The organism is Ralstonia sp. ASV6, assembly GCF_016429285.1.
Lineage (GTDB): Bacteria > Pseudomonadota > Gammaproteobacteria > Burkholderiales > Burkholderiaceae > Ralstonia > Ralstonia flaminis.
The window spans coordinates 1-11,148 of the sequence record NZ_JAELUI010000165.1 but is presented as its reverse complement, the minus strand read 5'-3'; the positions used below and the strand labels follow the sequence as shown (position 1 = coordinate 11,148).

Sequence of the window (11,148 nt, the reverse complement as noted above, 5' to 3'; positions counted from 1 at the left end):
CATCAGACGTGGGTGAAAGCCGGCCTCTTCCAATGAGCGCCCATCCGAGAAGGTCAGCTCAGTAAAAATCAAGCCCCGCCCCGCGACCGTGCATTGCACCTTCGTCACTTGCCCGAGCGGGTAGGACTCGGCATGCAGGGCAAAGAAACGCTTTTGCACAATCTGCGTCGGCGTGACGATCGTGTAGGTGTTCATCCCGGGCAGGCACAGCAGCAAGACCACCGGTGTCGCAACGGCAAACCGCCTGAGCTGTCGCCTCGCTTCTTCACGCTGCGCCCCAACTTTGCGCCCGCCGCGCCATGGACGGCGAAACACCTGCCACGCATTCGACAACACGCTGTACGTCAGCAGCAGATAGAACAAGACCAGCAGATTGTTCGGAAGAACATTGATCACACTGTTGCTGTCGAGCCGGACATAGGGCCCGAGCGAGGCATCAATGAAGAGCCACGCACCAATCCGGCGCAGCACCTCGAGTGCGGCCCACATGGCAGCGAACAGCGCGCACAGGCCAAGCGCGAACCCAAACAGGATCACGACATTGGTGCGCCAAGTGTCAAGGCGTTCTGACAGACTGCTTTTCATATCCTTGGCCAGCAACGCCCCGATGCGGGCAGCGATGGATGCGCCAGACAGCACGAGCGCAATCAGCGGCCGGCCTTCGTACCGGCACGGCCGCTGGAGCGGCTTACTCCGCCACGCGCTTGGCGATGTGATCCAGCGCCTCTTCCACCTGATCAATCAGGATCAGGCAGAGGTCGCCGGGCTGCAGGCGGCCCAGTGCCGTATCAATGGCGAGGAACTCGCCGCGAATCTCATCGATGTGGCTGGTGCGCTGGGCACCCTGCAGCCCCTCGCGCAGCAGCGCCAGCACTTCGCCGTCTGCACGGCCGCGCTGGCATTGGTCTTCGTACAGCAGGACATCGTCAAACACGCCACCGAGGATCTGCGTCTGCTTGCGGATGTCCTCATCACGGCGGTCACCCGCCCCGCTGATCACCACAGAGCGGCGACGCGCCGGCATGGTAGCCACGGCGTTGCACAGTGCCTGGATGGCGTCGGGGTTGTGGCCGTAGTCGGCGATGAGCGTGGCACCCTTGTAGTCGAACAGATTGAAGCGGCCCGGCGCCGTAGCAGCGTCGTTCACGAACGTCGCCAGCCCGCGGCGAATGACCGCCCAGTCGATACCAAGCGCCCAAGCAGCGGCAATCGACGACATGGCGTTCTCAACCTGGAAACCGATCGTGCCGTTGCGCGTGAGCGGAATATCGGCCAATGCGATGCGCGTTTCGTTGGCGCCTTCGGTCGCCACGATCTCCGCACCATCGACAAACACCACACGCTTGCCCTGGGCGCGATGCAGTGCCAGGGTGGGCAGGCTCGCATCCTGCGCGAAGAACGTGACCGAACCCGGGCAACCATCGGCCATGCGCGCAACCATCGGGTCGGCGGCGTTGAGGACGGCCATGCCGCGCGGCGCCACGTTCTGCACAATCACGCTCTTGAGCACGGCCAAGTCTTCAACAGTGCTGATGTAGTTCAGGCCCAGGTGGTCGCCTTCGCCCACGTTGGTCACCACGGCCACGTCGCAGCGGTCGAAGGCCAGGCCTTCGCGCAGCAGGCCGCCGCGCGCGGTTTCGAACACAGCGGCATCCACGTCGGGGTGCAGCAGCACGTTGCGGGCGCTGCGCGGGCCGCTGCAGTCGCCGGTATCGATGCGCTGGCCTTGGATGTACACGCCGTCAGTGCCGGTCATGCCCATGCGCAGGCCACTGGAGGCCAGCAGATGGGTGATCAGGCGCACGGTCGTCGTCTTGCCGTTGGTGCCGGAGACTGCCACCAAAGGGATGCGACCATCGTCGCCGTCGGCAAACATCGTCGAGATGATGGCCTCGCCCACCGCGCGGCCCTTGCCGTATGACGGCTGCAGGTGCATGCGCAGGCCCGGCGCGGCATTGACTTCCACAATGCCGCCGGCCTGGTCCTCGAACGGCTTGAGCATCGTTTCGCACACGGCATCCACACCGCAGATGTCGAGCCCGACCATCTGTGCAGCAGCCACCGCTCGTGCGGCAATGGCTGGGTGGACGTCGTCGGTCACATCGGTTGCTGCACCGCCCGTGGAAAGGTTGGCGTTGTTACGCAGCACCACGCGCGTACCCTTCGGCGGCACGGCGTCGGCGCTCAGGCCCTGCTTGGCGAGCGTGGCCAGTGCAATGTCGTCAAAGCGGATCTTCGTGAGCGACGTGGCATGCCCTTCGCCGCGGCGCGGGTCGCGGTTCACTTCTTCAACCAGCTCGCGCACCGTGTGCTTGCCGTCGCCAATGACCTGCGGTGGGTCGCGGCGCGCGGCCGCCACCAAGTGTTTGCCCACCACCAGCAGACGGAAATCGTGGCCGGGGATGTAGCGTTCGACGATCACGTCCGACGAGATGTCGGCCGCGACTTCGTAGGCGGTCATCACCTCTTCCTGCGTGCGGATGCGCACGGCCACGCCCTTGCCCTGGTTGCCATCACGCGGCTTGACCACCACCGGACCGCTGATTTCCTGCGCGGCTTCCCAGGCCTCTTCGGCGCTGCGCACCGAGCGGCCCAGCGGCACCGGCACACCAGCTGCGTGCAGCAGGGTCTTGGTCAGGTCCTTATCCTGCGCGATGGATTCGGCCACGGCGCTGGTCATGTCGGTCTCGGCCGCCTGAATGCGGCGCTGCTTGCTGCCCCAACCGAACTGCACCATCGAGCCTTGCGTGAGGCGGCGGTACGGAATGCCGCGCGCCACAGCCGCATCGACGATGGAACCGGTACTCGGGCCCAGGCGCACGTCTTCGTCCAGGTCGCGCAGGCGGTGCAGCGCGTCGTCCAGATCGAACGGCTGGTCATCACGCGCCGCCAGACAGAGTTGGCCAGCCAGCTCGAACGCCAGTCGCCCCACTTCCTCTTCGCTGTATTCGACAACGACTTGGTACGTACCCGGTTCGAGCGTGGGCTCAGTGTGGCTGAAAGTGACCGGGCAACCGGCAGCAGCCTGCAGGCCCAGCGCAGCGGCTTCCAGTGCGTGCGCCATCGACGGCGCACCGGCTTCGTCATCCGGCCGCAGCGGGCCGATGGCTGGAAAACGCGCACGCAGGCGTTCTTCAAAGCCCGGCAGCTCGGCCAGCAGCAGCGATTGGTCCGAGCACGCCACGATGGCCTCGATGGCCGTGTGACGACACCAGAGATTCGGGCCGCGCAAGGCCCGGATACGAGAGACTTCCATACAGTCGGCTTTCCGTTGTGCTTGGGGCTGCTTGTGAGATTCAGGCCCGGTGTTCCGTGCGGCCCATCCACTGGTGGACTTGTTCGACGGTGGCATCGATTGCACATTCGTCGCATTGCAGGACCAGCAGGTCACCAGCTGCGAGCTGCGATAGCGCCGTTTCCACGGCATCCCAGCGCTTGCCCCCTTCAATGACGACCTCGGCCACTCGGCCGCCTTGCTGCAACCCTTGCTTGAGCAGCGCACGCGCCTGGGACTCGAACTGGGCATCGGCACGCTTGACGCTCGCGTCTTCGCACAGCAGCACGCGGTCGAACGTTTGGCCGATAACCTTGCCTTGTGCCACAAGATCTTCGTCGCGGCGCTGAACGCCGGCACCAAATACGAGTGTCCGACGCTCTGCCGGGAAGTTGTCCAGCGCAGCGGCCAGCGCCTGCAGCGCCGACACGTTGTGCGCGTCATCCACCACGATCGTGGCGCCGTTGTGCTGGAACAGCGTGAAGCGGCCCGGCACATCCACTTGGCCAACGTCAAACGTGAGAATGCCGGCACGGATCAACTCATGCGAAATGCCCAGCGCCCAGCCAGTCGCCACGGCGGCCAGCACGTTCTCGACCTGGAACGGCACCCGGCCCGCGTAAGCGAGCGGGATGGCCGACACATCGGCCAGTGCCACTTCCGTTTGGCCGGTGGCGAGCACCACCTTGCCGTCGCGCACGAACACAGCCCGCTTGCCCGCGGCACGGTGTGCAGCGATGGCCGGCAGGTCACCCGAGAGCGCAAAGAAGATCACCTCGCCGTCGCACAGCTCAGCCATCTCGACCAGGCGCGCGTCAGCGGCATTGAGCACGCCCACGCCGGTTTTCAGCACCACATCAATCTGCGTACGCAGAACGCTGTACATGCGGTCTTCGTCTTCGACGTAGAAGTCGCCCAGGTGATCGGGCTTGTCGAAGTTGGTGACCACGCCGACCTGGCAGCGGTCATACGGCAGCCCTTGCGACAGGATCATGCCGCTGTCGTTTTCGAACACGGCGGCTTCCACCGCGCGGTTCATCAAGATGCGATGGCAGGCGTCCCAGGCAGCGCGATCGCTGCGGGCCACTCCTTCCACCTGGCGGTGGTCCAGGTACAAGCCGTCGCTGCAGCCCAGGCCCGTGTGCTTGCCCGACAGCTGCAGCAGTTGCGCCACCAGCTTGGCGACGACGGTCTTGCCGTTGGTGCCCGTGATGCCGACGACGGGAATGCGGCCATCGTCCTGCACGCCGTCCTTGTCGGAGAACAGGTGGTCGACAATCGCACGGCCCACCGGGCGCGGTTCGCCCTGGGCGGGGCGGATATGCATCAGCAAACCCGGCCCGGCGTTCACCTCAACAACGGCGCCGCGCTGTTCGTCCAGCGGGCGCGAGATGTCTTCGGCCACCAGATCCACACCGGCAATGTCCAGCCCGACCACCCGTGCCGCCAGCGACACATGGGCCGCCACGCTCGGGTGCACGCGGTCGGTCACATCAAATGCGACGTTGCCGTTGCGCTGGATCAGCACGGTGCGGCCTGCGGGCGGCACGGCGGTGCCATCGGCATAGCCCTGGCGCTTGAGCTCCAAGCGCGCGGCGGAGTCCAGGCGCACAGGGTTCAGCGGGTGCTCTTCGGTAGGTCCACGGCGCGGGTCGGCGTTGATCTGCGATTCGATCAGCTCCTCAATGGTGGAGGTGCCATCGCCGACAACCGAGGCGGTCTCGCCCATGGCCGCCGCTGCCACACGGCCGCCCACCACCAGCAGGCGGTGTTCGTTGCCGGAGACGAAGCGCTCGACGATCACGCCGTTGCCTTCCTCGATGGCCACGGCATAGGCGGTTTCCACCTCTTCGCGCGTCATCAGGTTCGTGAAGACGCCGCGGCCGTGGTTGCCGTCGTATGGCTTGACCACCACGGGCACGCCGATGTCTTCGGCGGCGTCCCACGCGTCTTCGGCGCTGTCGACCATGCGGCCTTCCGGCACGGGCACGCCGCACGACTGCAATAAGCTTTTCGTAAGGTCCTTGTCGCGCGAGATCGATTCGGCAATGGCGCTGGTGCGGTCCGTCTCGGCCGTCCAGATGCGGCGCTGGCGTGCGCCGTAGCCCAGTTGCACGAGGTTGCCATCCGACAGGCGGATCGACGGAATGCCCCGGTCATCGGCGGCATCCACGATGCAGGCCGTGCTGGGGCCAAGGCAGTGGTCGTCCACCAGATCGCGCAGCGTTTCAACCGCGGCATCCACGTCGAACGGGCGATCTTCGATGGCGGCCATGACGAGGTCCCGCGCCGCCAGCAGTGCTGCACGGGTCACGTCTTCGTGCCAGGCACGCACGATCACCTTGTAGACACCGCGGATCGGGGTCTCGCGCGCCTTGCCGAAACCGCCCGGCATACCGGCCAGGTTCTGCAGCTCAAGCGTGACGTGCTCCAGGATGTGACCCGGCCAGGTGCCTTCCTTCAAGCGCATCAGGAAGCCGCCGCGCACGCCGGGGCTGCAGCGGTGCTCGATCAGCGTTGGCAGCCACGTCGACAGGCGCTCATAGAACCCCGGAATCGTGTTGGAGGGGAAATCCTCCAGTTCACCAATGTCGACCCATGCCTCCAGCACTGGCCGATATGTCCACATATTCGGGCCGCGCAGCGACATGACATCGAGAATCTCAATGTCCTTCTTCTTCATCGAATTAGCTTGGAAAGCAGTGGGCGAAATGCCCGAGAAAATGAAGCGTTACCTTTCAATAACGTTACAACGGCTTCGGCGTTGACCGCTTGAGCCAGGAGTGCGTTGTGCACCGCACCAAATTCCTGGCTCGCTCCCCTAGGTATACTTGCGAGCAAAATTTCGGGCCACCGGGCGCTCAACGCGCGCGATGGCCGCACCATTGCTCCGATTTATGTTCGTCCTTTACCCGTTTTGGGCTGTTTTTTGGGCCATTGGGACGCGCTTTTTGAATTCTTTGCGCCGCTCATGACCCAGTCCTCCCCAACATCCGCCCCCAACCTTGCCCGCGCTCAGGACCCCTGGAGTGTCGAGCTCGGCTCAAGCCTCGCTCCAGAGGAAACCGTCCTGGCCGGACTGCAGCTGGATTTGGACGCAAGGCTGCATTTTACCCAAGGGTGGCTGGTTGTTACGCATCGCCGCCTGATCGGGCGGGCACCCGGCGGAAAGGACTTGCAAAGCTGGGACATCGCGCCCGGCATGACGCTTTCGCACACCGACCACGCCGGCGTGGGCACGCTGGAGCTGTCCGACGGCCAGCAACGCCTGGCGAGCTGGCGGTACACGCTGGGCCACAACACCGACGCCCTGCGGCTGACCGACGTGTTCGACGCGCGCCGCAACGCACTCACTGCAGGCACCGAACCCGCACCAGCCGACACAGACGTCTGCCCGACCTGCAAGGCGCCGCTCCCGCCCGGTGAAGACACCTGCCCTCAGTGCAGCCGCGAGCTGGAACAGCCGCCCTCCACCTGGGCCCTGCTGCGCCTGTGGCGCTTTGCCCGGCCGTATCGCTGGCAATTGCTGGCTGGTTTCGCCCTGCTGCTGCTCGGCACGGCCGCCACCCTGGTGCCGCCGTACCTGACGATGCCCTTGATGGACAAGGTGCTGATCCCGTACCAGAACGGCAAGCCGATCGACACCAGCCTGGTCGCGCTCTATCTGAGCGGTCTCCTTGGCGCCGCGCTGGTGGCGTGGTCGCTGGGCTGGGCGCGCACCTACCTGCTGGCGCGCGTGTCCGAGCGCATCAGCGCCGACCTGCGCACCACGACGTACGAACACCTGCTCAAGCTGTCGCTGGAGTATTTCGGCGGCAAGCGCACGGGTGACCTGATGGCCCGCATCGGCTCGGAAAGCGATCGGATCAGTGTGTTCCTATCGCTACATCTGCTCGACTTCGCCACCGACGTGCTGATGATCGCGATGACGGCGGTGATCCTGGTCTCGATCGACCCCTGGCTGGCGCTCGTCACGCTGATGCCGCTGCCGTTCATCGCGTGGATGATTCACCTCGTGCGCGACCGCCTGCGGCACGGTTTCGAGAAGATCGACCGGATCTGGTCGGAAATCACCAACGTGCTGGCCGACACGATCCCGGGCATCCGCGTGGTCAAGGCCTTCGCCCAGGAAAAGCGCGAAGTGACGCGCTTTGCTGAAGCCAACAAGCACAATCTGGCGATCAACGATCGCGTCAACGCGGTGTGGTCGCTGTTCACGCCCACCGTGACGCTGCTGACCGAAGTGGGCCTGCTGGTGGTGTGGATCTTCGGGATCTGGCAGATCAGCCACAACGCCATCAGCGTGGGCGTGCTCGTGGCGTTCCTGACCTATATCAGCCGCTTCTACACACGCCTGGATTCGATGAGCCGCATCGTGTCCGTCACGCAGAAGGCGGCGGCCGGCGCCAAGCGGATCTTCGACATCCTTGACCATGTATCGAGCGTGCCGGAGCCGGCCAAGCCCATGCACATCGAGAAGGTCAACGGCGCGATCGAGCTGCGCGACCTGGGCTTCCGCTACGGCAACCGTGCGGTGATCCGCGGCCTGAACCTGTCGATCCAGCCGGGCGAGATGATCGGCCTGGTGGGGCATAGCGGCTCGGGCAAGAGCACGCTCGTGAACCTGATCTGCCGCTTCTATGATGTGTCGGAAGGGGCGATCCGCGTGGACGGCGTCGACATCCGCTCGCTGCCCATCTCGGAATTCCGCCGCAACATCGGTCTGGTGCTGCAGGAGCCGTTCCTGTTCTTTGGCACGATTGCCGACAACATCGCCTACGGTAAGCCCGACGCCACGCGCGAGGAGATCGTCGCCGCCGCGCGCGCGGCCCACGCGCACGAGTTCATCCTGCGCCTACCGCATGGCTACGATTCGCTGGTGGGTGAACGGGGCCAGGCGCTGTCGGGCGGTGAGCGCCAGCGCATTTCGATTGCGCGCGCGCTGCTCATCAACCCGCGCATCCTGATCATGGACGAGGCCACGTCGTCGGTGGATACGACCACCGAGAAAGAAATCCAGAAGGCGCTCGACAACCTCGTGCAGGGCCGCACGACCATCGCCATCGCGCACCGTCTGTCAACGCTGCGCAAGGCCGATCGCCTGGTCGTCATGGACCGTGGCCAAATCGTCGAGGTGGGCAGCCACGATGAACTGCTGGCACGCGAAGGGGCGTACTACAAGCTCTATCAGGCGCAAGCGCGCAATGTCGATGCAGACACCGACATGACGAGCGACGGCGAGCGCGTGGACGCTGCCGAACCGGCTTACGCGCAATAAGCGCAGCCATCACGTTTCTGGAAGAGCACGGTAATGCAGACGCCCGATTTCACCCTGAGCCGCAACAGCCTCGGCAAGCTGGTCATGACCCTGGCCGATGGCACCTCGCATGAAGGCGTAGTGCCTGTGCGCGCGTTTCCGATTTCCGCCGCCGGCGACGGTTTCAGCCTGATGAGCACCGATGGCCGCGAGCTGGTCTGGATCACGCGGCTAGATGCGTTGCCCGAACCAACACGCACGCTGATCGCAGATGAGCTGGCCGCACGCGAGTTCATGCCCGAGATCCGCAAGATCATCGGCGTGTCGACCTATGCCACGCCCAGCACGTGGACGGTGCAGACCGATCGCGGCCAGACCGATCTCGTATTGCGCGGGGAAGAAGACATCCGTCGCCTGACCGGCAGCACGCTGCTGATCTCAGACAGCCACGGCATCCACTACCTGATTCGCGATCACTTTGCGCTGGACAAGCCCAGCCGCAAGATCCTGGACCGGTTCCTCTGAGCTGCGCAGCGGTCATCTGGTGGCGGAAGCGGCGGGCAACGCCGGCTGCACTGTCGCCATGACCTCGCTGAACAACGTTTTGGTCTGCCTCCAGATCGCGCGCTGGTTATAGTCACCCGCGGTGGCCACCACCACCATGTCTAGCCCCGGCACGATCCAGAGACGCTGCCCGCCTCGGCCGATGCCACCGATCCAGTCCTGCTGCGCACCGCCCGCTTCCACCTTGCCCAGCCACCACTGGTAGCCATACTGCAAGCCGGGCTCGAGGCCAGTGTCGATGCGTGGGCGCGTCGATTCCGCAATCCATTCGGCGGGCACGATCTGGCGACCCTGCCATTGACCGTGCTGCAGTACGAGTTGCCCGATGCGGGCCAGATCACGCGGGCGCAGCCGCAACCCGGCGTGCGCCATCGGGCGGCCCCGAAAATCGTCGACCCATTCCCAGTCGGTAATACCCAGCGGTTCGAAAAGTTGCTTGCGCGCGTAGTCGAGCAACGACATGCCCACGCGCTCCACCAGCAACTGCGCCAGCACCACCGTGTTGCCGCCGCTGTAGTTGAACTGCGTGCCGGCTGACGCAGCCATGGGCCGGTCGAACACGTAGTGCGCCTGCGCACCGCGCCAGATCAGGCCAAATTCGTCGTTGTCCAGCAGGCCGGTCGCGTTCCATTCGTTCCAGGCCAGGCCGCTCGACATGGCGAGCATCTGCGCCAGCGTGATCGCCTCACGCCCTTGCCCGTTGAGGTCTGCCAGATCCGAAAACAATGACAACGCGGGCGTGTCGAGCGGCGGCATCTTGCCTTGCGCCTGCGCAATCCCCCATAGCAGGCTCGTCACCGATTTGCTGATCGACCGGACGTCGTGCACGGTGGTCGGGCCGAATACTCGCGTGGTGCGGAACAGGTCTTTGATGCGCTCGTCCTTACCGGGCCGATAGACCTCGGCCACCAGATGGCCGTGGCGTACAACGAGCAGGCTGTGGAAGTTGATATCGCCGTCTGCGAAGTGATGCAGGACGCTGCAGAGGCGGTCGGCATCGAAACCCGCTGCAGCAGGGCTCGCGTCGACCTGCCAGCCGTCGCTCAATTGGGCTGGCGCATCGCACGGTGGAGCGGCAAGCGTTACATGCGTGCACACGGCCAAGCCAAGCGCGAGTCCCGCGCGGGCTAACCAGCCAAGACTGCGATGTCGTTGCGCCATGAAGCCCCCACGTTGGATCGGTGGCAGGCAGTATCACCAACTGTTTGGCGTCAACCAAGCGGCGTGCGACGAACGGTGGATCCAGCGGCGTGAATGTCAGCGAAAGTGGTCTGACGGTTACACGCCCGTTGATGCGTAGACGTAGGCAAAGACGAATGCCCCGATCACCAGCGAGGCCACCCAGCCGGAAATGCGCACGCGGCGCGAACGCACCACTGCGCTCGAAAACAGCATGCGCTCGCGGCGTGCTGCGGCGCCGAAAGCAAGCAGCAGAAAGCCGAGCAGGCCAACTGCTGTAACGGCTGCGCCGACGCTCAGGCGCGACCACGTGGCCCTCAGCTGTTCACCATCCTGATAACCGAGATAGCTGCAAACCACCCCGATCACAACGAGGGCAATGCAGCCGAGGACAAAACGACCGCGCGCGGGGCGGGCTTTCCAATCAACCGGCATGTTGTTCTTGTTCTGCAAACACAATGGGCGAAGTATAAGTCGCATCCGAACCGACCCCGCCAAGTGCGACGCCAAGTCCCCGTCGGGAACCCCTGCCCGCGTTACCATGTCGGACTGATCTGATTTCAAAGTTACGTTACAGGCACCTATGGTCACACGCCGAACCCTTCTTGCCTCCGCCTCCGTTACCGCCACGCTGGCCGCGCTTGGCATCACGCCCGAAGCGCTGGCCGCCAGCCGCGTCAAACTGGGCGATGCCGCACCGTTTTCTTTCGATGCACTGATCGAGCGCGCCCGCACGATGGCCGGCCAGCCGTATACGCCGCCCGCCACCGCGCCGGCTGACATCCTCGCCAAGATCGACTACGAAGCGCACGGCAAGATCAAGTTCGACACGGCGCACGCGCTGTTTGCCGATGGTCCTGGCCAGTTTCCGGTG

8 protein-coding genes are annotated in these 11,148 nt (G+C 64.8%); 3 read left to right on the top strand and 5 right to left on the bottom strand.

Going from position 1 to position 11,148, the window contains the following annotated elements; all coding sequences use genetic code 11:
- The 3 genes from JHD73_RS23830 to cphA (JHD73_RS23820) all read right to left on the bottom strand — a co-directional run.
- Positions 1–639, bottom strand: a 639-nt coding sequence (locus tag JHD73_RS23830; protein WP_199032653.1) for a hypothetical protein, incomplete at its 3' end; no start/stop codon positions are given.
- Between the two features lie 49 nt (positions 640–688).
- Positions 689–3,256, bottom strand: coding sequence for a cyanophycin synthetase (gene cphA / locus JHD73_RS23825; RefSeq protein WP_199032652.1), 2,568 nt, complete (start codon positions 3,254–3,256; stop codon positions 689–691).
- 40 nt (positions 3,257–3,296) lie between these two features.
- Complete coding sequence (gene cphA, locus JHD73_RS23820; protein WP_199032651.1) at positions 3,297–5,957, bottom strand: cyanophycin synthetase; 2,661 nt, start codon at positions 5,955–5,957, stop codon at positions 3,297–3,299.
- Positions 5,958–6,245: 288 nt separating this feature from the next.
- On the opposite strand from cphA (JHD73_RS23820), the gene JHD73_RS23815 reads away from it, so the two are divergent.
- Together JHD73_RS23815 and JHD73_RS23810 are read left to right on the top strand one after the other, a co-directional pair.
- A complete protein-coding gene (locus tag JHD73_RS23815; RefSeq protein WP_199032650.1) occupies positions 6,246–8,552 on the top strand; it encodes an ABC transporter ATP-binding protein in 2,307 nt (768 codons plus the stop codon).
- Positions 8,553–8,585: 33 nt separating this feature from the next.
- Entirely contained in the window at positions 8,586–9,056 is a 471-nt protein-coding gene (locus JHD73_RS23810) for a DUF1854 domain-containing protein (RefSeq protein WP_199032649.1), read from the top strand.
- A gap of 12 nt (positions 9,057–9,068) precedes the next feature.
- Here JHD73_RS23810 and JHD73_RS23805 read toward each other — a convergent pair whose 3' ends face one another.
- Together JHD73_RS23805 and JHD73_RS23800 are read right to left on the bottom strand one after the other, a co-directional pair.
- A complete protein-coding gene (locus JHD73_RS23805; protein WP_199032648.1) occupies positions 9,069–10,256 on the bottom strand; it encodes a serine hydrolase in 1,188 nt (395 codons plus the stop codon).
- A 117-nt stretch (positions 10,257–10,373) separates the two neighbouring features.
- On the bottom strand, positions 10,374–10,709 hold the full coding sequence (locus tag JHD73_RS23800; protein ID WP_199032647.1) for a hypothetical protein: 336 nt from the start codon (positions 10,707–10,709) through the stop codon (positions 10,374–10,376).
- A 148-nt stretch (positions 10,710–10,857) separates the two neighbouring features.
- Here JHD73_RS23800 and JHD73_RS23795 point away from each other — a divergent pair.
- Positions 10,858–11,148, top strand: a 291-nt coding sequence (locus JHD73_RS23795) for a glucan biosynthesis protein (RefSeq protein ID WP_199032646.1), incomplete at its 3' end; no start/stop codon positions are given.

What these genes read in the sequence shown, in the direction of transcription:
- cphA (WP_199032652.1), bottom strand. Translation starts at nt 3,256, where the DNA reads ATGGAAGTCTCTCGTATCCGGGCCTTGCGCGGCCCGAATCTCTGGTGT.
- cphA (WP_199032651.1), bottom strand. Translation starts at nt 5,957, where the DNA reads ATGAAGAAGAAGGACATTGAGATTCTCGATGTCATGTCGCTGCGCGGC.
- JHD73_RS23815 (WP_199032650.1), top strand. Translation starts at nt 6,246, where the DNA reads ATGACCCAGTCCTCCCCAACATCCGCCCCCAACCTTGCCCGCGCTCAG.
- JHD73_RS23810 (WP_199032649.1), top strand. Translation starts at nt 8,586, where the DNA reads ATGCAGACGCCCGATTTCACCCTGAGCCGCAACAGCCTCGGCAAGCTG.
- JHD73_RS23805 (WP_199032648.1), bottom strand. Translation starts at nt 10,256, where the DNA reads ATGGCGCAACGACATCGCAGTCTTGGCTGGTTAGCCCGCGCGGGACTC.
- JHD73_RS23800 (WP_199032647.1), bottom strand. Translation starts at nt 10,709, where the DNA reads ATGCCGGTTGATTGGAAAGCCCGCCCCGCGCGCGGTCGTTTTGTCCTC.